Source organism: Gordonia bronchialis DSM 43247 (genome assembly GCF_000024785.1).
In the GTDB taxonomy this organism is placed as follows: Bacteria; Actinomycetota; Actinomycetes; order Mycobacteriales; family Mycobacteriaceae; genus Gordonia; species Gordonia bronchialis.
The window spans coordinates 3075423-3098906 of record NC_013441.1 but is presented as its reverse complement, the minus strand read 5'-3'; the positions used below and the strand labels follow the sequence as shown (position 1 = coordinate 3098906).

General features: G+C 66.1%; 20 protein-coding genes, 1 tRNA gene and 1 pseudogene. 11 read left to right on the top strand and 11 right to left on the bottom strand.

Features of this window, described 5'->3' with window-relative positions:
• The first annotated feature begins 12 nt into the window (after nucleotides 1–12).
• Nucleotides 13–783 (top strand): FadR/GntR family transcriptional regulator, encoded by a 771-nt coding sequence (locus tag GBRO_RS14395; protein ID WP_012834624.1) that lies wholly within the window; start codon nucleotides 13–15, stop codon nucleotides 781–783.
• Between the two features lie 209 nt (nucleotides 784–992).
• Here the strand turns inward: GBRO_RS14395 and GBRO_RS14390 are convergent, their stop codons facing one another.
• Nucleotides 993–1592 (bottom strand): M23 family metallopeptidase, encoded by a 600-nt coding sequence (locus tag GBRO_RS14390; RefSeq protein WP_012834623.1) that lies wholly within the window; start codon nucleotides 1590–1592, stop codon nucleotides 993–995.
• A 673-nt stretch (nucleotides 1593–2265) separates the two neighbouring features.
• Between GBRO_RS14390 and GBRO_RS14385 the strand changes: the two genes are divergently transcribed.
• Nucleotides 2266–2625, top strand: coding sequence for a HigA family addiction module antitoxin (locus GBRO_RS14385; RefSeq protein WP_012834622.1), 360 nt, complete (start codon nucleotides 2266–2268; stop codon nucleotides 2623–2625).
• Nucleotides 2626–2656: 31 nt separating this feature from the next.
• On the opposite strand, the gene GBRO_RS14380 is transcribed toward GBRO_RS14385, so the two are convergent.
• A tRNA-Leu gene (locus GBRO_RS14380) sits at nucleotides 2657–2733 on the bottom strand.
• A 145-nt stretch (nucleotides 2734–2878) separates the two neighbouring features.
• On the opposite strand from GBRO_RS14380, the gene GBRO_RS14375 reads away from it, so the two are divergent.
• Both GBRO_RS14375 and GBRO_RS14370 read left to right on the top strand, forming a co-directional pair.
• Nucleotides 2879–3499 (top strand): ANTAR domain-containing response regulator, encoded by a 621-nt coding sequence (locus GBRO_RS14375; RefSeq protein WP_012834621.1) that lies wholly within the window; start codon nucleotides 2879–2881, stop codon nucleotides 3497–3499.
• Between the two features lie 152 nt (nucleotides 3500–3651).
• Entirely contained in the window at nucleotides 3652–4971 is a 1320-nt protein-coding gene (locus GBRO_RS14370) for an ABC transporter substrate-binding protein (protein WP_012834620.1), read from the top strand.
• 79 nt (nucleotides 4972–5050) lie between these two features.
• Here the strand turns inward: GBRO_RS14370 and GBRO_RS14365 are convergent, their stop codons facing one another.
• The 4 genes from GBRO_RS14365 to GBRO_RS14350 are packed head-to-tail and all read right to left on the bottom strand — an operon-like array spanning nucleotide 5051 to nucleotide 9188.
• Complete coding sequence (locus tag GBRO_RS14365) at nucleotides 5051–5905, bottom strand: ABC transporter ATP-binding protein (protein ID WP_012834619.1); 855 nt, start codon at nucleotides 5903–5905, stop codon at nucleotides 5051–5053.
• Nucleotides 5902–6954: an ABC transporter ATP-binding protein gene (locus GBRO_RS14360; RefSeq protein ID WP_227892946.1), complete on the bottom strand. Its 1053-nt coding sequence runs from the start codon at nucleotides 6952–6954 to the stop codon at nucleotides 5902–5904. The genes GBRO_RS14365 and GBRO_RS14360 overlap by 4 nt, the downstream gene beginning before the upstream one ends.
• Before the next feature lies 1 nt (nucleotide 6955).
• Entirely contained in the window at nucleotides 6956–7945 is a 990-nt protein-coding gene (locus tag GBRO_RS14355; protein ID WP_012834617.1) for a branched-chain amino acid ABC transporter permease, read from the bottom strand.
• Between the two features lies 1 nt (nucleotide 7946).
• Nucleotides 7947–9188, bottom strand: coding sequence for a branched-chain amino acid ABC transporter permease (locus GBRO_RS14350; RefSeq protein WP_041919905.1), 1242 nt, complete (start codon nucleotides 9186–9188; stop codon nucleotides 7947–7949).
• A 310-nt stretch (nucleotides 9189–9498) separates the two neighbouring features.
• On the opposite strand from GBRO_RS14350, the gene GBRO_RS14345 reads away from it, so the two are divergent.
• Genes GBRO_RS14345 through GBRO_RS14335 form a run of 3 tightly spaced genes read left to right on the top strand, consistent with a single transcriptional unit; the run spans nucleotide 9499 to nucleotide 14051 of the window.
• Complete coding sequence (locus tag GBRO_RS14345; RefSeq protein WP_012834615.1) at nucleotides 9499–10071, top strand: GNAT family N-acetyltransferase; 573 nt, start codon at nucleotides 9499–9501, stop codon at nucleotides 10069–10071.
• Nucleotides 10072–10113: 42 nt separating this feature from the next.
• Nucleotides 10114–12963 (top strand): DNA polymerase I, encoded by a 2850-nt coding sequence (polA, locus tag GBRO_RS14340; protein WP_012834614.1) that lies wholly within the window; start codon nucleotides 10114–10116, stop codon nucleotides 12961–12963.
• Nucleotides 12963–14051: an isocitrate/isopropylmalate dehydrogenase family protein gene (locus GBRO_RS14335; RefSeq protein WP_012834613.1), complete on the top strand. Its 1089-nt coding sequence runs from the start codon at nucleotides 12963–12965 to the stop codon at nucleotides 14049–14051. Before polA ends, GBRO_RS14335 begins: the two co-directional genes overlap by 1 nt.
• Here the strand turns inward: GBRO_RS14335 and GBRO_RS14330 are convergent.
• Nucleotides 14023–14796 carry an ABC transporter ATP-binding protein gene (locus tag GBRO_RS14330; protein ID WP_227892899.1) on the bottom strand — a complete coding sequence of 258 codons (774 nt, stop codon included), beginning with the start codon at nucleotides 14794–14796 and terminating at the stop codon, nucleotides 14023–14025. The two genes, GBRO_RS14335 and GBRO_RS14330, sit on opposite strands and share 29 nt — an antisense overlap.
• Nucleotides 14793–15836, bottom strand: a complete 1044-nt coding sequence (locus GBRO_RS14325) for an ABC transporter permease (RefSeq protein ID WP_012834611.1) — start codon at nucleotides 15834–15836, stop codon at nucleotides 14793–14795. The genes GBRO_RS14330 and GBRO_RS14325 overlap by 4 nt, the downstream gene beginning before the upstream one ends.
• Nucleotides 15837–15989: 153 nt before the next feature.
• Between GBRO_RS14325 and GBRO_RS14320 the strand changes: the two genes are divergently transcribed.
• Both GBRO_RS14320 and GBRO_RS14315 read left to right on the top strand, forming a co-directional pair.
• On the top strand, nucleotides 15990–17231 hold the full coding sequence (locus GBRO_RS14320) for a sensor histidine kinase (protein ID WP_012834610.1): 1242 nt from the start codon (nucleotides 15990–15992) through the stop codon (nucleotides 17229–17231).
• Nucleotides 17218–17880 (top strand): response regulator, encoded by a 663-nt coding sequence (locus GBRO_RS14315; RefSeq protein ID WP_012834609.1) that lies wholly within the window; start codon nucleotides 17218–17220, stop codon nucleotides 17878–17880. Before GBRO_RS14320 ends, GBRO_RS14315 begins: the two co-directional genes overlap by 14 nt.
• Before the next feature lie 21 nt (nucleotides 17881–17901).
• Here GBRO_RS14315 and GBRO_RS14310 read toward each other — a convergent pair whose 3' ends face one another.
• On the bottom strand, nucleotides 17902–18870 hold the full coding sequence (locus GBRO_RS14310) for an ERCC4 domain-containing protein (RefSeq protein WP_012834608.1): 969 nt from the start codon (nucleotides 18868–18870) through the stop codon (nucleotides 17902–17904).
• A gap of 119 nt (nucleotides 18871–18989) precedes the next feature.
• On the opposite strand from GBRO_RS14310, the gene GBRO_RS14305 reads away from it, so the two are divergent.
• Nucleotides 18990–19745 carry a serine/threonine-protein kinase gene (locus GBRO_RS14305; protein ID WP_148223279.1) on the top strand — a complete coding sequence of 252 codons (756 nt, stop codon included), beginning with the start codon at nucleotides 18990–18992 and terminating at the stop codon, nucleotides 19743–19745.
• A 419-nt stretch (nucleotides 19746–20164) separates the two neighbouring features.
• Nucleotides 20165–21424 (top strand): branched-chain amino acid ABC transporter substrate-binding protein, encoded by a 1260-nt coding sequence (locus GBRO_RS14300; RefSeq protein WP_012834605.1) that lies wholly within the window; start codon nucleotides 20165–20167, stop codon nucleotides 21422–21424.
• On the opposite strand, the gene GBRO_RS14295 is transcribed toward GBRO_RS14300, so the two are convergent.
• The gene (locus GBRO_RS14295) at nucleotides 21417–22268 is read right to left on the bottom strand and encodes a class I SAM-dependent methyltransferase (RefSeq protein WP_012834604.1); all 852 of its coding nucleotides are present in this window, start codon (nucleotides 22266–22268) and stop codon (nucleotides 21417–21419) included. The genes GBRO_RS14300 and GBRO_RS14295 overlap by 8 nt on opposite strands.
• Nucleotides 22269–22383: 115 nt before the next feature.
• A pseudogene (locus GBRO_RS14290) lies at nucleotides 22384–23471 on the bottom strand (class I SAM-dependent methyltransferase).
• Between the last annotated feature and the right edge of the window lie 13 nt (nucleotides 23472–23484).

Genomic DNA, 23484 nt, shown 5'->3' with positions numbered 1-23484 from the left:
AGGGCGGTGGTCATGTCGATCGACGAATCGCCTCCGGACGTGCGCGCCGCAATGCAAGACTGGCAACCGGTGGCGCGCAGCCGCACTTACGAGATGGTCATCGACGCGATCGAGGCGCAGATCCTGGCCGGGTCACTCGGTGTGGGTGATCCGCTGCCCGCCGAACGTGATCTGGCGGCCAAGCTGCAGGTGAGCAGACCGGCGGTCCGCGAAGCGCTGCGTGTCCTCGACTCGCAGGGAGTGTTGCGTTCGGGCGTCGGAAGTGGTGCGGGCGCTGGGACTTTTGTCGCCGCCATGCCCGCGGAAGCGCTGACGCACTTTCTCCGGCTGCACCTGGCGCTGTCGAACTTCGAGTTTCGCGACGTCGTCGACGCGCGCGTCACGCTGGAGTCCTCGAGCGTCGAACTCGCCGCTCTCGCAAACGATCCCGAGCGACTGGCCCCCGTACACGCGGCGATGGCCGCCATGGATGCCGCCGGAGAGGATCGCGCGGCGTTCAACGACGCCGACACCGCATTTCACACCGCGATCGCCGAAGCGGGCGGCAACCGTCTCGTCGCCGCGATGACCGTCGCCATCCGCAATGCACAACGCCAGGCGATCCTGGCCGCGTTCAACGATGTCGAGGACTGGGCAGCGATCCGCGATGTCCTGATGAGGGAGCATCGTGCGATCCTCGACGCGATCACCGCCGGTGACGGAAAGGGTGCGGCGGCTTTGTCGGCCGAGCACATCCGGGGCGCCTATGAACGGCTGCCCACTCTGCATGACTATCGCCTCTGAGCGAGAATCCGTGGGCGCGACCGCCGATTGCCCGCTCTCTGAGCCCGCATAGGGTCACCCACAAGCGTTGCCTCACCAGGCCCCTCCGAGGCGCCCTGCCGGCGCCGCGAGCATCTCAGGCAGCGTTGGTGGAGTGCCGCCGATTGCCCGCGTCCACGGATTCTGGTGACGTCACATTTCCCACGACTCTGATTGCGTGGGCGGGTGTGTCAGGGATGGACGCCGCGCTTGTTCAGCCACACCTGAGGATTGATCTTGTTGCCGCTCTTGTCCCACACCTCGTAGTGCAGGTGCGGGCCGGTCGATTGCCCGCGGTTGCCGACGGTGGCGATCTGCTGGCCTGCGCGGACCTTCTGGCCCTTGTGCACGAGGCTCTTGTCGACGTGTCCGAAGACACCGGTGGTGCCGTCGTCCTGGCTGACCCGGACCCACATCCCGAAGCCCGACGCCGGACCGGATTCGAGGACGGTGCCGTCGGTGACGGCGTACACGGGTGTTCCGATGCGGTTGGCGATGTCGACGCCGTTGTGTTGCGAGCCCCAGCGCTGTCCGTATCCGGAGGTGACCGTTCCATGGACGGGTACCGCGGCGCGGCTCTTACCCGGGCCCAGCAGATTCGGGGGCAGCACGTTGCGTGCCAGGTCTTTGACCTGCGGGGGCAGGTTCAGATTCTCTGGCGACAGTTTGGGCGGCAGGACCACGGGTGCCGGGGGAGTCGGCTTCGGCGCGGGCTGGGCGTCGGCCTGCGCGGCACCGCCGATGCCGAGGCCGATGACGCCGGCAAAGGCCGCGATAGCTCCGGCCTTCACCCGGGTGCTCCGGGCTCGGTGGGTGTTCGTGCGGTTGTTCGGTCCTTGTCGTGACACAGCGGGTCCAATCTTGTTCGGTAACGGATTGATTTCGGAATGGACACGGCGAGGCTACCCACGGCTACTTAAGCGGACCCTGAGTGCGGGCGGATTCCGTGGCGCGGGTCACATGTGGTCGGCCATCCGGCCGGCGTGATGGATGCAATCCGATTCGGCCGTGGGCTGACCGTGCGTCGCGCCCCACGGCCGACGGCGTCCCGACGGGCGAGGGTCCTCCGTGTCGAGGCTCGACGCGAGCGTCGACGGGCGATCGAGTTGCTCGTCGCCGCAGGGCGTCGTAGGTACTTGGTCGAAGCATCCTCGCGGCGTTGCGCGCAAGCGTCACACCCGCATTCGCGGCCAGGTGGTCCGGATGCCGCCCGACGATGCAGTCGTTTTCAACGCGTGCGGAACCCCCTGTGGGGCGCGCGGATCGGCAGGCGGCGAAACGACCGAAAGGTTGTCAGGTGGGCCTACCGATGACGGCGTCACGTCCGGTCGGTTGTCTCGGGTATCGAGCGCGCCATCGTGGTGTGCGGATGAGAGCCACAGCAGGACGACGCTGGCGGGTGGGATACGTCACGCGTCAAAAATCGGATGACGGCCGCGGCTGGACCCCATAACCACACGTCGCATGGACAGCAGTGAGTTCGACATTCATCCTGGGGAGATTCTGGCCGAGTGCCTCGACGACCTCGACATGTCCCAGACGGACCTTGCCAAGCGGCTAGGTGTCGCGCCCGAGACGATCGGCGAAATAGTCGACGGTCGTGCGGCCGTGACTGCAGAAATGTCGCTGCGGCTCGGCCGACTCTATAATCAGTCCGACGAGTTCTGGCTGAACCTGCAGACGACATGCGATCTTCGCCGGTCTCGTGCACGTGCGAATCTGATCGAGATGGCACCGATCGTCGCCCATGATCAGCCCAGCATCGAGGACTTGGCGCGACGCGCAGCAGAGTGGTCGGCCGAGTTGAACCGGCGTTTGGAGTAGTGTGAAAAACCCCTGCCGGACAGGGGTTTCGTGGTGCCCTCGGTGAGACTCGAACTCACACTGGACGGGTTTTGAATCCGTTGCCTCTGCCAATTGGGCTACGAGGGCGTGTGCGCGGATCGCTCCGCTGCAACGACCAACTCTAGATGATCGGCCGGCCGGGGCGTCAACCGGTACTCTGCCACCATCGACCTCGACGTCGCCGACCCATCGGGTGGCGGGATCGGGTGAGGTCTTCGACGTGGAGGAGGGGATGGTGACCGTGACCGACAGCGCCAAGGTGTCCGGCGAGGGTATGGCGAGCGCGCACAAGGTGCTCGTGGCCGAGGACGACTCACTCATCCGGATGGACCTCATCGAGATGCTCCGTGAAGAGGGCTATGACGTGGTCGGGGAGGCGCCCAACGGGCAGGCCGCCGTCGAACTCACCGAGAGCCTCGGACCCGACCTGGTGATCATGGACATCAAGATGCCCATCCGCGATGGCATCGACGCCGCCACCGAGATCGCACAGAAGCGCCTCGCGCCGGTGGTGATGCTGACCGCGTTCAGCCAGCGTGACTTCATCGAGAAGGCCCGCGATGCCGGCGCGATGGCCTACCTGGTCAAACCGTTCACCAAGGCCGACCTGGTCCCGGCGATCGAGGTCGCGGTCAGTCGCTACCAAGAACTGAAGATGCTCGAACGCGAGGTCGCGACGGTCAACGACCGTCTGGAGACCCGCAAACTGGTCGAGCGGGCCAAGGGCTTGTTGATGGAGAAGCAAGCGCTCTCCGAACCCGAGGCGTTCAAGTGGATCCAGCGTGCCGCGATGGATCGTCGTACCACGATGAAGGCCGTCGCGCAGGTCGTCGTGGAGACCCTGGCTACCTGACGTCAGAGTGCGAACTCGGTTGGCAGCACGCGAGTTTCACTGTCTTTACGTAGAGGCAACACGATCGCGCTAGCTTTTCGGAAGCGAAGCGCGGTTCGACGCGTCGTCACGACGCACCGCATTCGCCACAACAGAACACGAGGAGAGCAGTGATGTCTTTTCGCTTTGTGAAGAGCGGGGCAGTGGTGATCACCGCTGCCGCAGCGCTCGCAGTGGCGGGGTGTAGCAGCTCCAGCTCGGACTCGTCCGAGAGCGCCGCGTCGTCGACCGTTGCAGCCAAGTGCGACAACCCGCCGCAGGCCACCCCAGGACCGGTCAGTACCGCGCCCCTCAAGTTCGGCACGTTGCTGCCGGAAACCGGCAGCCTCGCCTTCCTCGGCCCGCCGATGGTGGCCGGTACCAAGCTCGCAGTCCGAGACATCAACCAGGCCGGCGGCGTGCTGGACAAACCGGTCCAGCTCGTGACCGGCGACTCGGGCGATACCACCACCGACACCGCCAACGCCACCGTGGACCGCGAACTCGCGGCCGGCACGCAGGTCATCGTGGGTGCCGCGTCGTCATCGGTGTCGCTGAAGGTCATCGACAAGATCGCCAACGCCGGCGTGGTCATGTTCTCGCCGGCCAACACCTCCGACCAGTTCACCTGCTACCAGGACAAGGGCATGTACTTCCGTACCGCCCCAGCCGACGTGCTCCAGGCGCAGGCGCTGTCCCAGACGATGGCCGGCGACGGGGTCCAGCGAGTGTCGATCCTGGCGCTCAACGACCCGTACGGCACGGGCCTCGCGGAGAACACCGCCAAGGATCTCGAGGCGGCGGGCATTCCGTCGGATCAGATCCAGAAGATCATCTACGACCCCAACGCGCAGTCGTTCAACGCCGAGGTCGATCAGGTCAAGAACTTCAACCCGGACGGCATCGCGGTCATCGGCTTCGAGGAGTCCTCGAAGATCCTGACCCGCATGCATGAGGTGGGCATCGGCCCGTCGGACGGCAAGAAGGTCTACGGCGTCGACGGCAACATGGGCAACGCACTCGGCAAGGCGGTCGGGCCGGGACTGTTGGCCGGGATGAAGGGTACGACGCCGCTGACCAAGACGTCGGATCAGTTCCACGCACAACTCAAGAGCGTCGATCCCAACCTGATCGACTACAACTACGCAGGTGAGAGCTACGACGCTGTGGTCATCTCGGCGCTGGCCGCGGCCAAGGCCAAGTCGACCGACGGTCGCACCATCGCCGCGAACATCAACGCGATCACCAATGGCCCCGACAAGTGCAACACCTACCAGCAGTGCCTGGAGATGCTAGGCCAGAACAAGGACATCGGCTACGTGGGGCAGACCGGTGACCTGGCGTTCAACAAATCTGGTGAGCCGACCAACGGGTCCTACGGAATCCTGGAGTTCACCAACAAGAACACCCTGGTGGATCCGGTCGCCAAGTACGTCAAGGTGAAGGCCAACTGATCGGAGCGATCCGATACTGACAGGCGAGAGGGGCTGGAAGCGAATTCGCTTCCAGCCCCTCTCGCGTTGGTGTCACCCCTCAGGGTTCCTTCGCGTGCCGGCCCGGCGGTTCCGTCCTGGCGGGCTGCGACTTCTTCTCCGAACTGCCGGCCAGCGTGCCCAGGTAGAGTTCGATCACCTTGGGGTCATTGGCGAGGTTGCGGCCGGTGTCGGTATAGGCGTTGCGGCCCTGATCGAGAACGTAGCCGCGGTCGCAGATCTGCAGGCAACGACGGGCATTCTGTTCCACCATGATGATCGAGACGCCGGTCGCGTTGATCGCCTTGCAGCGAATGAACACCTCGTCCTGGAACATCGGGGACAACCCCGCCGACGGCTCGTCGAGCAGCAACACCGACGGCTCCATCATGAGTGCGCGGCCCATCGCGACCATCTGACGTTCGCCGCCGGACAAGGCCCCTGCCTTCACCTTTCGGCGTTCGGCCAGCAGCGGGAAGAGTTCGGAGACGAACTCGAAGCGCTCCTTGAACTTCTTGGGGCGCAGATAGACGCCCATTTCGAGGTTCTCTTCGATGGTCAACGCGGAGAAGACATTCTGCGTCTGCGGGACATACCCGACACCCCGGTCGACGAGGACGTGCGCCTTGGCCGAGGTGATGTCGGCGTCGCGGAGAGTGACCGAACCGCGGCGCACCGGGATCAACCCGAACAACGTCTTGAGCAGTGTCGATTTGCCCGCACCGTTCGGCCCGATGATGCCGACGATCTCACCGTCGTCGAGGAAGAAGTTGCAGCCCTCGAGAATGTTGATGCCCGGCAGGTAACCGGCGGTGATGTCGTCGGCGCGGAGCAGCGCGTTGACGGCCAGCTTCGCATGCTCCTCCGGCGTGGCGGCGAGCTGTGCGGGAGTGAGGGATTCGGGGTCGGTGTTCATTCCTCACCCTTTCTGTCGTCGGCGGCCTTTCCGACGACGAGGTGATCCGAGGCCGTGGACAGATCGCCACCTTCTTCCAGGGTGGCTTCGATGGCAGCCTCGACACGTTCGGCGATGACCGCGGTGGCTCCCACCGGCCGGCCGTCGTCGTCGAACTCGAGCACCTGGTCATGGTGGCCGCCCAGGTAGGCGTCCACCACGGCTTCGTTCTCCCCGAGCCGGTGGGGCAGCGTCTCGGCGATCACCTGTCCCTGGGCCATCACTACCACCCAGTCGCTGATGTCACGGATGACGTCCATGTCGTGTTCGACGAAGACGACGGTGACGCCGTCGTCGCGCAGCGACTTGATGTGCTCCAGAAGGCTCTGTGTCAGAGCGGGATTGACGCCGGCCATCGGCTCGTCGAGCATCACGATCTTGGGGTCGGTCATCAGCGCGCGGGCCATCTCGAGCAGTTTGCGCTGCCCGCCGGACAAGGAGCCGGCCAGGTCGTGGGCCTTGGCGTCGAGCTTGAACCGGACCAGCATCTCGTGTGCCCGCTCGGTGATCTCGCGTTCCTGACGGCGCCACATCCAGGGGGCGAGGGCGGCGAGGAAGTGTTCGCCGCGCTGACCGGTGGCGCCGAGCTTCACGTTGTCGAGCACGCTCAGCTTCGATAACGCCTTGGTGAGCTGGAAGGTTCGCACCATCCCGCGTCGGGCGACCTGATGCGGGACCATCCGGCCCAGCGACTCGCCGTCGAGCTCCCAGGTGCCGGTGGCAGGTCTGTCGAACCCGGTGATGAGGTTGAAGAAAGTCGTCTTGCCCGCTCCGTTGGGGCCGATCAGACCGGTGATGGCGCCGCGCTGGATCTCCAGATGATCGACCTGCACCGCCTTGAGGCCGCCGAAGGTGCGAGTGATGTTGTCCACCTTGATGATCGGATCGGGCTTGGCCGACCCGGGTTCGGCGGTGACCTCGGCGAAGATGCGGGTCCGCTCGTGCGCCGACAGCGGTCTGAGGCGCCCGCCTGCGGTGGCGTCCGTCTGCGGTGGTGACGTCTTGTGCATGTCAGGCATCGAGTTGCACCTCCCTCTTGTTGCCGAGTATCCCCTGTGGACGGAACACCATCATGAGCATGATTGCGAGTCCGAGGATCACGTAACGCACCGCGCCGACCTGCTGTTCGGTCATCGAGATCAACGGGTTGTCGCCGGCGGTGGCCTGACGCAGCAGCACGTCGGGAATCGCGAGCAGGAACCAGAAGAGCATCGCCCCGACCACCGGACCGAACACCGTGGCCGCGCCGCCGAGGATGAGTGCGCCGTAGGCGAAGAAGGTCTGTGCCGTGGAGAAGAAGTCGGGGTTGATCGACGGTGAGGCAAGGGAATTGAACACGCCACCGAGTGCGCCGATACATCCGCCGAGAACCAGCGCCTGCATCTTGAAGAAGTAGGCGTTCTTGCCCAGTGCGCGGGCCGCGTCCTCGTCCTCGCGAACGGCCTTCAGCACGCGTCCCCACGGGCTGTGCGAGAGCAGGTACACCATGAGGCACAGCAGCGCGACGATGCTCCACCCGATCACCATCGCCCACAGGTCACCGCCGATGAACTTGATCCCGAGGAAGGAATACTGCTTGCCGTTGTCGAACGGGCTCTGGGCGTAGAACGGTGCCGAATAGCCGTAGATCCCGTTGGTGGAGTGGGTGACCTCGTCGGTCGACGTCGATCGGAACACCAGCCGCAGGATCTCCGAGGCCGCGATGGTGACGATGGCCAGGTAGTCCGCGCGTAGTCGTAGCGTCGGCACACCGAGAACCATGGCCAGTACGGCCGCGGCCGCGATGCCGACGATGGCGCCCAACCACAGCGGCTGGTCGTAGTTGACGGCCATGATGCCGACGCCGTAGCCGCCGAGCAGCGCGAAGCCGATCTGACCGAAGTTGAGCAGGCCTGCGTAGCCGAAATGCAGGTTGAGTCCGATCGCGAGGAGCGCGTAGAAGATGGCCGACGGTCCGACGAGCTGCGCCAGCGCGACCTGTAGTGCGGAGACGATGTCCATGTCAGCCGATCCTCGCTCGTGATCCGAGAATGCCCTGAGGCCTGATGGTGAGAATGACGATGAGGATCAGCAGCCCGCCGATGTATTTGAGGTCGGGACTGAGTACGTATGTCGAGAGCTGAACGACGAGTCCGACGATCACGCAGCCGAGCAGCGCACCGTAGGCGGTACCCAGGCCGCCGAGGGTGATGCCGGCGAACATTAGCAACAACAGTTTGAAACCCATCTCCCATTGCACGCGCCCGCCGAGCTCGGACAGTGCGAAGAGCACACCGCCGAGTGTCGCGAGGCCGCCGGCCAAACCCCAGACGAACAAGATGACGCGGTCGACGTTGATGCCGGAGGATTCGGCGAGGTCGCGGTTGTCGGCGACGGCGCGCATTGCTTTGCCGATTCGGGTCTTCTGCAGCATCACCGCCACCGCGAGCAGCGTGACGAGGCTGATGATGATGCAGGCCAGGTTGACCGGGGTGATCGCGAAAGCCCCGGAGCCGATCTGGGTCTGCACCTGATAGTCGGCGAATGGCTCGGACCGGTCGGAGAAGAACATCAGGATGAGGTAGCGGATGACCAGGGCGAGACCGATGGACACCACCAGCATGGCCACCAGCCCGGTTCGTCGTCGGCGCAGGGGACGCCACAAGCCGAGTTCGTTGACGATGCCGACACCCACGCCGATCACGACCGCGATGATCGTCGCCGGGATCAATTGCACCCCGAGTTTGACGTTGATGACCCAGGCGATGACCGCACCCAGGGTGACGAGCTCACCGTGCGCGAAGTTGGTCAGCCCCGTGGTGCCGAAGATGAGGCTCAGGCCCACACCGGTGATCGCGATGATGAGACCGAAGCGCAGTCCGTCGATGGTGAGCCGGGTGAGTTCTTCGAGCGGTGACACCTCCAGGCCGGTGCGTTTGGCGCCGAAGGAGAAGATGACCGGCTTGTCGGAGCCCTCCTCGACGGTGACCTTCACCTCGTCCTCCTGCACCGTCACCCCTTGAGGGAGTGTCTTGGCGTCGAGGACCACGGTGTACTGGCCCGGCTGTACCTCGATCTCCCAGGACCCGGTCGAGGCCGACGTCGCAGTACCGACCACCGCACCGGAGCTCTCTTTCGCCTGGATGGTGACGTTGGGGACCGGCGTTGCCCCGTTGCGCAGGACGCCGAACACCCGAACGGCGTCTTCGGGCGCCGCGGATGCCGAAGAGGTCCCGACGACGCCACCGACAGCAAGTGCCGCCATCAACAGGAGTAGGAGCGAGACGCATCGTGCCAGGGCGGATCGTGGGTGTCCCGGAGGGGATTCGGCCGGTACGGCCACCTGGCAGTCAGGCTGGGTCATCGCGTGTGCAACCTCCCGGTCGAGTCGATCATTTGCCGACGCATTGGGGCCACGATCTCCCCACCGCCGCATTGCCGGACCTTAGCGGCCACATCGCTTCAAGGTGACGACAACTGCGTTTCCCGGAGGTTACATCTGATGCGTCCGTGGTCAGTGGGGTGTCAGTCTCCGGTCGGGCGACGATCGTGTCGCGGATCCGTAGTCTTGACCCATGGTGGCGGTGCGTGTGGCGGCGACGACGGACCTCGACGTGGTGGAGCGGGTGTTGACCCAGGCCTTCATCGACGACCCGGTGATGGTGTGGCTCCAGCCAGATCGCCGCAGGCATCGTCTGCTGCATCGCGTGCTCGTGGAGAACGTGCACGGCGCGCGCTCGACCTTCGATCTGGCCATCCGCGACGGTGTCGCCGCGGGCGCCTCCGCATGGGAGCCGCCCGGCCACAAGGTCGGTGTGCGCGATCAGGCGGTGTCCATGCTCCGATTTGCCCGTGCGCTCGGTCCGCGCATGCCGCGCGGGATCGCCATCGAGCAGACCTTCACACCCCGTCGACCCAAGGAACCGCACTGGTATCTCGGCCAGATCGGCGCGGCCGCACCCGGACTCGGAATCGGCACCGCGCTGCTCGAACATCGGTTGTCCCAGATCGAGGCACCTGCGTACCTGGAAAGTTCGCATGAACGCAACGTCCCGCTCTATGAACGGTTCGGGTTCCGCGTGACCGACGAGGTGGTGCTGCCGTATGACGGCCCGAAGGTATGGCTGATGTACCGGCCGATGCCGTGACGGCCGCATCAGCTGTCGGGGCACATCACTAGACTCCCAGAGGTGAGTCCCGCGCAGAGTTCCACGACAGCGACCAAGACGACCACCCGGGGTAAGAAGGCCGAGCGCAAGCCGGTACTGATGCTCCTCGACGGCCATTCACTGGCCTACCGTGCGTTCTTCGCGCTGCCCGCCGAGAACTTCAAGACCGCGACCGGGCAGACCACCAACGCTGTCTACGGCTTTACGTCGATGCTCATCAACCTGCTCCGCGATGAGGAACCGACGCACATCGCGGCCGCCTTCGACGTCTCGCGCAAGACCTTCCGCTCGGAGATGTACCCCGCGTACAAGGCGCAACGATCCAAGTCGCCGGACGAGTTCAACGGTCAGGTCGACCTCACCAAGGAAGTGCTCGACGCCCTGGGTATCCCGGTGATGGCGATCGAGGGGTACGAGGCCGACGACATCATCGCCACGCTCGCCACCCAGGCCGACGCCGAGGGCTACTCGGTGCTGGTCGTCACCGGCGACCGCGATTCGTTGCAGCTGGTCAACGACTCGGTGACGGTGCTCTACCCGCGCAAGGGGGTCTCGGAGCTGACGCGGTTCACCCCGGCCGAGGTGGAGAAGAAGTACGGGTTGACGCCGACACAGTATCCGGACTATGCGGCGCTGCGTGGTGACCCCAGCGACAACCTTCCCGGCATTCCGGGTGTGGGGGAGAAGACGGCCTCGAAGTGGATTCGGGAGTACGGCTCGCTGGCCTCCCTCGTCGATCATGTCGACGAGGTGAAGGGCAAGGTCGGCGACGCACTGCGCGCAAACCTGGCGTCGGTGCAGACCAATCGTCAGCTCACCGAACTGGTCCGCGACATGCAACTGCCGGCCGGGCCCGACGAACTGGCCATGGTCGGCTGGGACCGCGACCGCATCCACCAGCTCTTCGACGATCTCGAGTTCCGAGTTCTGCGCGATCGACTGTTCTCGACGCTGAGTTCCGCGACGCCCGAAGCGGAATCGGGCTTCGATCTGGACGGAGCTGTGTTGGGGCAGGGCGAGGTGCGGGCGTGGCTCGCCGAGCACGCCGGCACCGGACGCAGCGGACTCGCGGTCACCGCACCGCATGTGGTGGTCGGCGCCGACCCCACCGGCCTGGCAATCGCCGCTGCCGACGGCACCTCGGCCTACGTCGATGTCACCGCCGTCGACGCCGACGACGAGCAGGCCCTTGCCGACTGGCTTGCCGACCCCGCGATGGGCAAGGCCCTGCACGAGGTCAAGTGGGGGATTCATGCGTTGCGGTCGCGGGGCTGGACGCTCGCCGGGGTCACCAGTGACACGTCGCTGGCGGCCTACATCGTGCGGCCCGGTCAGCGCACCTTCAACCTCGACGACCTCGCCCTGCGCTACCTCCGTCGTGAGTTGCGTGCCGACGACGGGTCCGGTGACGGGCAGCTCTCGCTGCTCGACGACGACGGGGGAGCCGCGAAGCTCGCCGAACAGCACATGCTGGAAGCGCGCGCCGTCGTCGAACTGGCCGAGGTCCTCGACACCGAGCTCGACCGGATCGACTCGCTGCCGTTGCTCACCGAGATGGAGTTGCCGCTGGCCTTTGTGCTGGCCGATCTCGAAGCGGCGGGCATCGCGGTGGACGTCGACCACTTCGGCGAGTTGGAGAAGAACTTCGCGCAGCGTATCCGCGTCGCGGCCAACGCCGCCTATGACGTCATCGGCGAGCAGATCAACCTCGGCTCACCCAAGCAGTTGCAGACGGTGCTCTTTGACAAACTCGACATGCCGAAGACGAAGAAGACCAAGACCGGGTACACCACCGATGCTGATGCGCTGCAGGCCTTGTACGAGAAGACCGAGCACCCGTTCCTCGCTCATCTCCTCGAGCATCGCGACGCCACCCGGCTGAAGGTGACCGTCGACGGCCTCCTGAAGTCGGTGGCCGACGACGGGCGAATCCACACCACCTTCAACCAGACGATCGCGGCGACGGGCCGGTTGTCTTCGACCGAACCGAATCTGCAGAACATCCCGGTCCGCACCGCCGCGGGACGGGAGATCCGGCAGGGCTTCATTGTGGGCGCCGGGAGCGGAGCGAGCGGGGATGGTGGTGTGGGCGCCGGGAGCGGAGCGAGCGGGCCCGATGGTGTGGGCGCCGGGAGCGGATCGAGCGGGCACGATGGTGGTACCGGCGATGGCTTCGACTGCCTGATGACCGCCGACTACAGCCAGATCGAGATGCGGATCATGGCGCACCTGTCCGAGGACGCCGGGCTGATCGAAGCGTTCAACACCGGGGAGGACCTGCACAACTTCGTCGGGTCGCGCGCCTTCGGCGTGCCGATCGACGAGGTGACCACCGAGATGCGTCATCGGGTGAAGGCCATGTCGTACGGACTTGCCTACGGGCTCAGTGCCTTTGGTCTCGCCGCGCAGCTCAAGATCAGCCGTGACGAGGCCAAGGAACAGATGGACGCCTACTTCGCGAGGTTCGGCGGGGTGCGCGACTACCTGCACGACGTCGTCGCCGAGGCGAGGCGTAACGAGTACACCGCAACACTGTTTGGTCGTCGCCGCTATCTGCCGGACCTCAACAGCGACAACTGGCAGCGGCGTCAGTCGGCCGAGCGGATGGCGCTCAACGCCCCCATCCAGGGCACCGCCGCCGACATCATCAAGGTCGCGATGATCAACGTGCACAAGCGACTTCAGTCCGAAGAGCTCAGATCACGGATGCTGCTGCAGGTGCACGATGAACTCGTCGTCGAGGTGGCGACGGGTGAACGTGACGCCGTCGAGGCGGTGGTGCGCGAGGAGATGGGTGCCGCGATCACGCTGTCGGTGCCCCTGGAGGTGTCGGTCGGGTTCGGGCGGTCCTGGGACGACGCGGCCCACTGATGGGCGCTGACCTGCGGATCGGCGTTCTGTACGGCGACGGCATCGGTGCCGAGATAGTGCCGTGTGCCCTCGCCGCGGTGGACGCCGCCGCAGCGCTCGAGGATGTCGGCATCGAGTGGGTTGAACTGCCGATGGGGTCGTCGGCGATCTCTTCGCACGGGTCGTCGTTGCCGGCGGAGAGTCTCGCGGTCCTCGATACTCTGGACGCCTGGATTCTGGGTCCGCATGACTCGGCGTCGTATCCGCCGGAGCATCTGCGCATGCCGAATCCCAGTGCGCTGTGCCGCAAGCGATATGGCCTCTACGCCAATCTGCGACCGTGCCGCGCTTACCCGGGTGTGCCGGCCACCACCCCCGGCATCGACGTGATGATCGTGCGGGAGAACTCGGAGGGTCTGTACGCCGACCGCAACATGGCCGTCGGTTCCGGTGAATTCATGCCGACCCCGGATGTGGCCCTCGCGGTGGGGGTGATCACCCGGCAGGCCACCGAACGTATTGCACGCCAGGCCTTTGCGATCGCCGAGCAGCGCTCGCGACGGCTCACGATCGTGCACAAGGCCAATGTCCTGCAGCTCACGACCGGGTTGTTCCGCGACGTCTGCCGCGAGGTCGCCGCCGAGTATCCGGACGTCGTCGTCGACGACAAGCACGTCGATGCGATGGCCGCGCTGCTGGTTCGGCGTCCGGCTGAGTTCGACGTCCTCGTCACCGAGAACCTGTTCGGCGACATACTGTCTGATCTCGCAGCCGAGTTGGCCGGCTCGCTCGGGCTGGCCGGATCGGTGAACTGCTCCGCGACCAAGGTGATGGCACAGGCCACCCACGGGGCCGCGCCGGACATCGCGGGTCGTGGCGTCGCGAACCCGGTGTCCATCGTCGCGTCGGCCGCGATGATGTTGCGCTGGTGGGGAAATCGTGACGACGACCCTCGACTGGCCGCCGTCGCCGATCGCATCGCGGATGCTGTGGCGGCCACCTTGGCGTCGGGACTTGCCACCGCAGACCTGGGCGGCAGCGCTTCGACGTCCCAGGTGGGTGAGGGGATCGTGCAGGCGATCACGAAGTCGGCCGGCTCGGGTTCTTGATCGACAGTCGTCCGTCGACCATCTCGTAGGTGTTGTCCATGTGATCGAGATGGGTGAGATCGTGGGTGACGAGAAGGGTTCCGGTGTTGCGCTCACGAGTGAGCTCGACGATCAGATCGATGATGGCTGCCCCTCGCTCACTGTCGAGAGCACTGGTGGGTTCGTCCACCAACAGCACGTCGGGCCGGTTCATCAGGGCACGGGCGATGTTGACGCGTTGTCGTTGCCCGCCCGACATCTGGCCGGGTAGCCTGCCGGCGTGCTCGGACAGGCCGACCGCATCGAGCAGTTCGTGGGCGCGTTCACGGATGCGGCGTGCTCGGGCCGGACGCCAACTCGTCGAGCTCGTGAGACGCGCGACGGCTTCGAGCTGTTCGGTCGCGGTGAGGGACGGAATGAGGTTCGGTTGCTGGAAGACGAACCCGATATGCGTGAGCCGGATGGCGGCAAGCCGGGCCCTGCTGAGGCCGGTAACCTCGACCGGATCGCCGTCGATGTTCAGGTGGACGCTGCCGGAGTCCGGGCGTAGCAGGGTGCCCGCCACGGCGAGCAGCGTGGACTTACCTGACCCGGACGGACCGGTGATGGCGGCGATGGAACCTCGCGGTAGACGCAGATCGACCCGATCGAGAGCGGTGATGCGGGTATCGCCGTCGGGGAACCGCCGGGTGAGGTCCCGCAGGTCGAGGGCGACGTCGTGCGCGGCCGGGGTGATGTCGGGCATGTGTGCGGTATCGGTGATCATCGGGTGCTCCCTAGTGCGGTGAGTGGGTCGGTGGTGACGACGTAGCGGAGCGACAGCGCCGCGCCCGCGAGGCCGAGAAGGACGATGGCGGTGGCCGGCCACAGCACCGTGCTCGTGGACAGCACGAACGGAATGGAGCCGAGAAGCCCGCCGGCGCCGATCGTGACGGAGATGCCGATCAGACTGCCGCCGACCAGAACGATGCCCGCCTGACCGAGCGCATCAACAGCGAGCTTGGCGGTGGGTGCGCCGAGGGCCTTGAGGACGGCAGTATCCGGGATGCGCTGGATGGCCCACACGAGAAAGAAGGCGCCGATGACCAGTGCCGAGATGGCCAGCAACATCAGGGTCATCAGAGTCAGCGAGGTGTTCTCCGCGTTGTAGGACGGCAAGGCTGCGAGCGAATCCGACGTGGACATACTTGTGGTGCGGGTGGCCTTCGCCAACGCGCCGACGTCGGTGCCGGGTGCCGGATTCACCGCCAGGACGGTGGCTGCACCGGAGTTCGGGCTCAGCTGCTGCCAGTCGGACAGTGCGAGGTAGACCACCGGTGTGTGCGCGTACCAGAGATCGCCGACTGTGTTGGCAACCCGGAACTCGCGATTACCCAGTGATACCGTCTGACCGGGCGAGACCCCGAGCTCCGCGGCCGCCGGACTGCTGACGAATACGGTTCCCGGAGCGGGATTGCGAGCGGCACCGCTGATGCCGAACAGGGCAACCTGAAAGGGATCGGAGTGCTGATGGGTGGTCGCCTGATTGCGCGAGATGCCCACCTCGGTGACTTCGGCACCCGACGCCTGCCAGCCAGAGATGCTCGCCGGGTCGAGGGCCGAACGGTCATAGGACGGATCGGTGCCGTTGGCGGCGAACACGATCTGCGATCCGGGCAGCGCGTTCAGTGCCGACACATTTTGGTGACGCAGTCCTGCCGTGAGTCCACCGAGGAAGGTGACGAGCACCGTCACCAGGACGACGACGAGCGTGATCAGTGCGAATCGCCCTCGGGCTCTGCGGAGTTCGCGAATGGCGACGAACATGACATTCCTTTCGACGGGTTCGATGACCAGTGTCGTCGCGTGCTGGGTCGACGGCGTCGCGCGTCCGGATGCGGTTGGCTGCATCGTTGGTGTCGTGCCGTCTGGCACTTTTGATGGATGCGCTGAGACGATCGGACGCTACCGTTGGGGGACATGCATCGAACAGCCGCGAGTTCGGCAGCCACCGCGCTGCAGTGGAGCCTGCATGTGCTGGCAGTCGTCCTCGCCGGTGTCGTCGCGCTCCGCGCGCTCATCGCGGACAGTGGAGGTGGCGTGGCTGCGGCGGCACTTGCGCTCGCCTGGGCCATCACCTACGTCGTCGGGGCTGTCGCGATCGCCGGGAAGACGCCGCTACATCCAGTCGGAAAAGCGTGGGGGTACGGGTGGGCCGCCGCCCTCACGGTGGCGTGGCTGGCCTGTCTGTGTGTGAGTGCCGAAGCCGTGTATCTGGCGTTCGTGCTGTTCTTCGTGTATCTGCACCTGCTCGGGATGCGCCGCGGCACCCTGGCGGTCTGCGCCGCGACCGTCGTCGCGGTCGTCGGGTTCGCCGCACACAACGGCTGGTCGGTAGCGGCCCTGATCGGCCCGGTCCTCGGCGCCGGCGTCGCCGTGGTCATCTCTGCCGGATACCGCGGTCTCTACGCCGAAGTTGTTGCCCGGCAACAGCTCATCGACGAGTTGGTGGCCACCCGGGAGAACCTGGCGGCCGAGCAACGCGCCGTCGGCCGGGCACGAGAGCGTGAACGCCTGTCGCGGGAGATCCACGACACGGTTGCCCAGAGCCTGTCCAGTATCCAGATGTTGTTGTTCGCCGCGGAACGGTCGGTCGTCCACGCCGATGCGCCGGTGCCCGCCGAGTTGCCGGTAGCCCGCGAAGCGGCGGCCGAGGCATTGACCGAGACTCGTCGGCTGATCGCCGAACTCAGTCCCGCCCCGCTCGCCGGCAGGTCGCTCGTCTCGGCCATCCGACGTATCGCGGACGGGGCCGGCACGCACGGCATCGACACCGACGTCGTCGTGGACGGGAACCCCGAGGTATTGCCGATGGCTCTCGAGTCGGTGATGGTGCGCATCGCTCAGGGCGCGGTCTCCAACGTGGTCCGGCATTCCGGCGCGACGTCCTTGCGCGTCACGATCACCTACGCACCCGACCGTGTCCATCTCGACATCGTGGACAACGGAAGGGGGTTCGACGTCGAGGATGCGCAAGCGTTCGGACTCGCGACGATTCGGCGTCGCGCCGAAGAACTCGACGGTCAGCTCGACATCACCTCCGAACCCGGCAACACGTCTGTGGCGGTTGCCTTTCCGATCTGCTCGCCGGATGAGTCGGTCGACATCGAGCCGATGGAATCCGACTCGGCGGCACGGCGTGTGCGGTATGACCGTGGCTGACTCGGCCGGGGATTCCACGCTGTCCGTCGTGCTCGCCGACGATCACGCGATCGTGCGTGCCGGTCTGCGCGCACTTCTCGCGCATCACGACGACATCCGGGTCGTCGCCGAGGCGACCACCGCGGACGAGGCGGTCCGACTGTGCACGGCGGTTCTGGGAACACGCGTCGACGTGGTACTGATGGATCTCCGGTTCGGGGACGGCCGCGGTGGTGTCGAGGCGACCAGACAGATCCGGGAATCCCCGAACGCGCCCAGCGTCCTCGTGCTGACCAACTACGACACCGATGCCGACATCCTTGCCGCCATCGAGGCAGGCGCCAGCGGTTACCTGCTGAAGGACACCCCACCCGAGGAATTGGTGAGCGCGGTCCGAGGAGCTGCGGCCGGGGAGAGCGCGCTGTCGCCTGCCGTGGCGTCGAGGCTGCTGTCGCGGATGCGCACTCCGCCGGACACCGTCCTGACGCCCCGTGAGATCGAGATCATCGCCGAGGTGGCGACGGGCCGCAGCAACCGGCAGATCGCCCGCGAACTCATGTTGAGTGAGATGACGGTCAAGTCACACCTGGTGCATGCATTCACGAAGCTGGGAGTCGGCTCGCGCACCGCTGCGGTTGCCGAGGCACGGCGGCGGGGCGTGATCGACTGACCGAAATGGGCCCGGTCGACATCACCGCTGGGCATCGGCGAAAGCCGACTGCACCTCGCGGGGGATTCGCCCGCGGTCAGACACCTGAAAACCGTTGGCGCGAGCCCATTCTCGAATCTGTCCGGACGTCGGGGTTGGCGGCTTCGCCGGCGCGGGGACGGTCTCGTTGTCCTGAGCGAACGCGTGACCCGAGGTGCCCGACAGTGCCGCCTCGTGCAGGCACGCACCGAACCATCGATAGAGCCACTCCTGCGCGAGTGCTCTGGTCTCGCAGAACACGATCGGCACCGACGGGAAACGCGCCTGTGCCTCGGCGACGGCATCGGCCACCGACGACGCCGGCGTGTGCTCGAGTTTGAACAGCCGGGAGTAGCCGGAATCGACGACGACCGCGGCGCGGGGTGCGGTCGACAACTCGGCCAGCTGGTAGGTGAGTTTGCCCGACAACAGTGTCCCGGCGAGGTCTTCGATGCTCTTGCGCTCGGCGACGGCGATCAGCTCATCCTCGTCGAAGACGGCGTAGTCGCCGGACGGGAGCGCACGCTTGACGGTGGTCGCCTGCTGCTCGGCGAAGCGATAGCCGTACCGCTCCCGGGTGTCGACAGCGATCTCGAATACCTGACCGTGTGCCCGCGCTTTCGGGGTGTTCACGTTGGGCCGGGCCTGCTTCGCGGTACGACGCGACTGCCAGAAGATCATCTCGCGCCCACGCGCGCGGGTGAGGACGAACTGTGATCGGTTCTCCCGTCCCCGGTCGAGGACGAGGTCGATCGCGGCGCCACGTTTCCTGATGGAGCGGACCGGGAGCCGTTCGACGATCTCGGCGTCCTCAGGCCAGTCGGCGACGCGGTGGCAATACACCTTGCTTGTCCGGGGCCACGTCTCGCGCACCTTGAGCACGATTCCGTCTGTCCCGAGCGGCAGTCGGACGAGATAGGGCAGCGTCGTGCCTTCCTCGGGGTTGCGGGCGATGAGGAATTCGTCGGGCATCGCCGATCAGCGTGCCGCATAGGTTATGCGATGCCAAGTCCGTCGAGTCGCCGTCGGTGTCCTCCGAACGGTGGATTGCGTCGCCGAGCCCAATACAAGCAGACCCCGACGCTCCTAGTGTGAGTCACATCACAGTTCAGGCGGATGGCTGTGACGCTCCGAGCATCCGCACCCGGGGGGGGGCGCTGGAGGTCCCTGCTGTGAATCTTGAAACCGGGGCACGGTTCGCCGGGTATCGGGTGCTGCGCATGATCGGGCAAGGCGGAATGGGGCAGGTCTACCTTGTCGAGCATCCGCACCTGGGTCGCCTGGAGGCGCTGAAGCTGATCGCGGTCGACCATGGCGACCCACAGTTCGAAGAACGGTTCACACGCGAGGCCAGAACGGCGGCAGCGCTGAAACACCCCGGCATCGTGACCATCTATCACTACGGGATCGAGGAGCGGACCCCGTGGTTCACCATGGACTTCGTCGACGGCGCCGACCTGGCCTCGGGTCAGCATCTGACGAGCGCTGAAGTGGGCGTGGTGATTGCTCGAGCTGCGGAGGCTCTCGACTACGCGCATCACCACGACGTGGTGCACCGAGATGTCAAGCCGGCCAACATCATGGTTACTCGAGCCGAGGACTCGACCGCCCTCGATCGTGTGGTTTTGCTGGACTTCGGCATCGCCCGCCTGATGTCCGGTGCGCGGTTGACAGCGACCTCCGCGTTCATCGGGACATTTCGCTACGCGGCACCGGAGGTGCTGGAGGGGGTGTCGGCCACCGATCGCGCCGATCAGTATTCGCTCGCGTCGACCGCGTTCGAACTACTGACAGGGGGGCGCCATTCACCGCCGAGCACCCGGGTGCGTTGGTCGCGGCGCAGTTGACTCAACCGCCGATGCTGCCATCCGAGACGTCGCCGGACCTTGCCCCCGTGGATCATTGCATGCGCCGCGCAGTGGCGAGGGAACCGGCGGCGAGATACCCGACATGTGCCGATTTCGCGCATGAGTTCACGGCCGCCCTCCTCCATGTCGGTCCGACGTCATCGCCCGCGGCAACCCAGGTGGTGGCACGCCCGCCGAGGCCCGGCATCGGACCGACCGTGTCACCGGAGTCGCTGCGTGCCCAGCGTGCTGGTCCGATCGCTGCCATGGGCTACTCCGCTGCCCATGAATCGTCCAGTCCGCCACCGGCATCGGGTGGCGCAGCGCCCGGACCCGGCCAACAGGCGGTGGGACCGATGGGACCGCCATCGCAGTCATCCTGGCCATCGCAACCGCAGTCACATCCATCCCAACCACCGTTGGTCTCGTCGTCTCAACCAGCGAAAGGGCGTCGGCGCAAGCTGCTGTGGGCGGCCCTCGTCGCCGGCGTTCTGGCCGTCGCGTTGCTCGCCGTCGTCGGTGTGTCCGTGTTCAGGTCGAACGGAGAATCCAACGCGTCGTCCACTGATGGCGCTCTGCCGGGCACCTTTGTGCCGCTCACGGAGATCAACGCCGACGGCAGCGTGGCCGCCCACGACGAGAATCAGGCACTCGATCCTCGCGGATCGGGACATGCGACCTGTCCGGTGACAACGATCGCCTGGGCTGGGCCGCTGAGTGGCGAGCGGACTGAGCGAGCGAGCGGCATGCGCAACGGGGTCGGCCTTGCCGTTTCCGCTCACAATGAGGCAAATCCCGGCTGCCAGGTGAGACTTCGTGAATTCGACACGGAGGGCACACCCGAGCGGGCCGCCCAACTGCCAGCCGGCATCCTCGGCGATCCGTCGGTCGTCGGTCTCGTGGGACCCTGGACATCGGGAGAGGCTTTCGCGATGGGTCCGGCACTCAACACCGCTGGCCTTGTATTTGCCAGTCCGTCGGCCACATCCCCGAAGTTGGTCCAGTCCGGGTGGCGCACCTTCTTCCGGGGCACCATCACCGACCAGGATCTCGGTGTCGCCGCGGCGAACCACATGTCCAAGACCCGACGATTCAACAAGGTCTGTGTAGTGGGCAACGACTCCGACAGCTCAAGCGATCTCGCACCGACGGTGGCCGCGAACCTGGGACAGGCAGCTGCCGTCGGATGCGTTCTCACCGTCACGCGCGGGGCCAATGACTACTCGGAGCAGGTCTCACGGATCAAGCAAATCGCTCCGGATGCGGTCTTCTACGCCGGCACCTACCTGGAGGCGTCGGCGTTGGTGCGCCAGCTGCGGGCGGCCGCGGTGACATCAGTCTTTCTCGCGGGTCCTGACTCGGTGTACAACCCGCGCTTCCCGGCAACGGCCGGTCCAGCTGCGTCGCGCAGCTTGGTGACCTGTCCGTGCGGACCAGCGACTCCGAAGTTCAGCGCCGCCTACCGCGACAAGTTCCAGCAGGAGCCCTTCGTCTTTGCCTCGGAGCCATACGATCTGGCCACCATCATGTTGGCAGCGATCGACTCAGGTGTGACCACGCGCGCTGCCATGGCGGACTACTTCCGCCGCTACAGCGGGTCCGGCATGGCACGCGACTACCAGTGGTCTGCCAACGGAGAGCTGACCTTTCCGCGCGCCTGGGTATTCGAGGTCAGTTGATTGCGCGGCGATCCTCCGACAGATGCGACACAAAAATCGCGGTGCCCGGAAAGTAGCTGCCCCGCAACGGACTCCATTGACCCCAGACGCGGTCGAAACCGTCGGGCCACTCCGGTTCGATGATGTCGTCGAGGATCAGTCCGGCGGCGCGGATCTCGCGGACCCGGTCACCGATGGTGCGGTGATGTTCGACGTAGGTGACCTCACCCGTCTCGTCGGTCTCGACGTAGGGGGTACGGCTGAAGTAGGGGATGGAGACCGTCAGGCCGTCGGGGCCGGGATCGTCGGGGAACATCCAGCGCATCGGATGATTCACCGCGAACACCCACCGTCCGCCGGGACGCAGTACCCGGGCGACCTCGGCCATCACCCGGGCGGAGTCGGCCACGAACGGGACCGCGCCGAAGGCCGAACACGCGGAGTCGAAGGAATCGTCGGCAAAGGGGAGTGCCTCGGCGGTTGCCTGGATCAGCGGGACCCGCCGAGCGTCGCGGCCCATCGCCGCGACCCCGATCGCCAGCATCCGACGCGACAGATCGATGCCGACCGCGCGTGCGCCGTGTGCGGTCAGCCAGCGCGCGCATGGTGCCGATCCGCAGCCGATCTCCAACACATCCCGATCGGCGATGTCGCCGAGGAGGTGGGCATCCTCCTCGCGGACACCTTCTGGGCACCAGACGAAATCACCACCGTCGCGGCCGGTGCCGAGAAACTCGCCGTGCTCACGGTGATACTCCTCGGCGTCGGAATCCCACCAGGAGCGATTCGCCTGCATACTGATCTGCGAATCGACGTCGGGTAGCAGTCGTGGCGCTCGCGGGGCATCAGGGACGTCGCAGTTCACAGCAGCATTCTAGGGTCCGGTGTTGGAAATTCATTGACGAGTCCGACGCCCAGGCGGTGCCTCGCTGCGTTGGCGTCGTCGCAGGTACATCCGGCCGGGGAACCACGGGCCGGGGTCACGTGGCGAGTTCGTAGAACCGGAAGAATGCGAAATCGTCGATGGGTAGCGTTGCGGCGGAACGGTATCCGGCGTCGCGCGCATACCGGGCCAGCGTGTCAGGGCGCATCACCGTGCCGGTCGCGGCCGACGGCTGGACGGACATCCCGTCGGGCAGGCATACAAACATCGAGAAGCCGTACATCAGCCGGTCCACCTCATCGGCCGGGCCGTCGAATCGATCGGAGACTGCCTCGTCCATGACCACCATGGACGCCCCGGGAGCCAGCGCCGCGTGCACGGACGCGAGGACATCGACCGGCTGCGGCATGTCATGTACACATTCGAAGGCGAACGCGATGTCGAAACTGCCTGCGGCACGGGCGGAATCGCCGTCGGCCATGCGGAAGTCGACGCGCTCGGACACTCCGCGCGCGGCGGCGTTGCGTTGCGCCATGCGCACCGATTCGGGGTCGATGTCGAGGCCGGTGACGGTGGCGCCGGGGTAGGCCTCGGCGAGTGCGATGGTCGACCAACCGCCCCCGAAGCCCACGTCGAGAACGCGGGCGCCCGGCCGGGACAGCACGGCGTGCAGATGGTCGACGCCGGCCAGTGCCGGTGCGAGACGTTGCTCGAACCAGGGGCGATTGAGTGCGGCCTGACACTCGCGGGCGTCGGCACCGAGTTGTGCCCAGCTCACCCCGCCCCCGTCGCGGTAGGCCGCCATCAGCTCGGGAAGATGGGTGAACGCGGCGGCATACATTCGGGGCAGCGCCCCCAGATAGGTCAGACTGTGCTCGTCGAGCAGGACCTCGGCGTGGGCGGGTGGCAGCGCGAAGAGCGGTGGCGTGGCATCGGGATCGGCGTCGACGATGCCGTAGGCGGCCTGCATCTCCAGCCATTCGCGTGCATATCGGGGATGTGTGCCCGTGCGCGCGGCGACGTCGTCGGCGCCGGTGGGACCGTGGGTCGCGAGATCGGCGTACCACCCAGGCGTTCACCCACGTAGATACTCATGGTCTCGGCGGTGGCCAGAGCGGATGCGAAGAGTCTTTCGGCGAAGTCGTCGGCCGACGAGGTGTAATCGGTGGGTTCGGAGCGGGTCATCTGCTGATGATCG

Bases quoted from the DNA above. Each gene is read 5' to 3' on its own strand.
- GBRO_RS14310 (WP_012834608.1), bottom strand. From the start codon at position 18,870: ATGCCCGACGAATTCCTCATCGCCCGCAACCCCGAGGAAGGCACGACG.
- GBRO_RS14335 (WP_012834613.1), top strand. From the start codon at position 12,963: ATGGGCGCTGACCTGCGGATCGGCGTTCTGTACGGCGACGGCATCGGT.
- GBRO_RS14375 (WP_012834621.1), top strand. From the start codon at position 2,879: ATGGTGACCGTGACCGACAGCGCCAAGGTGTCCGGCGAGGGTATGGCG.
- GBRO_RS14350 (WP_041919905.1), bottom strand. From the start codon at position 9,188: ATGGCGGCACTTGCTGTCGGTGGCGTCGTCGGGACCTCTTCGGCATCC.
- GBRO_RS14395 (WP_012834624.1), top strand. From the start codon at position 13: ATGTCGATCGACGAATCGCCTCCGGACGTGCGCGCCGCAATGCAAGAC.
- GBRO_RS14315 (WP_012834609.1), top strand. From the start codon at position 17,218: ATGACCGTGGCTGACTCGGCCGGGGATTCCACGCTGTCCGTCGTGCTC.
- GBRO_RS14345 (WP_012834615.1), top strand. From the start codon at position 9,499: ATGGTGGCGGTGCGTGTGGCGGCGACGACGGACCTCGACGTGGTGGAG.
- GBRO_RS14320 (WP_012834610.1), top strand. From the start codon at position 15,990: ATGCATCGAACAGCCGCGAGTTCGGCAGCCACCGCGCTGCAGTGGAGC.
- GBRO_RS14360 (WP_227892946.1), bottom strand. From the start codon at position 6,954: ATGCACAAGACGTCACCACCGCAGACGGACGCCACCGCAGGCGGGCGC.
- GBRO_RS14330 (WP_227892899.1), bottom strand. From the start codon at position 14,796: ATGATCACCGATACCGCACACATGCCCGACATCACCCCGGCCGCGCAC.
- GBRO_RS14325 (WP_012834611.1), bottom strand. From the start codon at position 15,836: ATGTTCGTCGCCATTCGCGAACTCCGCAGAGCCCGAGGGCGATTCGCA.
- GBRO_RS14365 (WP_012834619.1), bottom strand. From the start codon at position 5,905: ATGAACACCGACCCCGAATCCCTCACTCCCGCACAGCTCGCCGCCACG.
- GBRO_RS14355 (WP_012834617.1), bottom strand. From the start codon at position 7,945: ATGGACATCGTCTCCGCACTACAGGTCGCGCTGGCGCAGCTCGTCGGA.
- GBRO_RS14385 (WP_012834622.1), top strand. From the start codon at position 2,266: ATGGACAGCAGTGAGTTCGACATTCATCCTGGGGAGATTCTGGCCGAG.
- GBRO_RS14370 (WP_012834620.1), top strand. From the start codon at position 3,652: ATGTCTTTTCGCTTTGTGAAGAGCGGGGCAGTGGTGATCACCGCTGCC.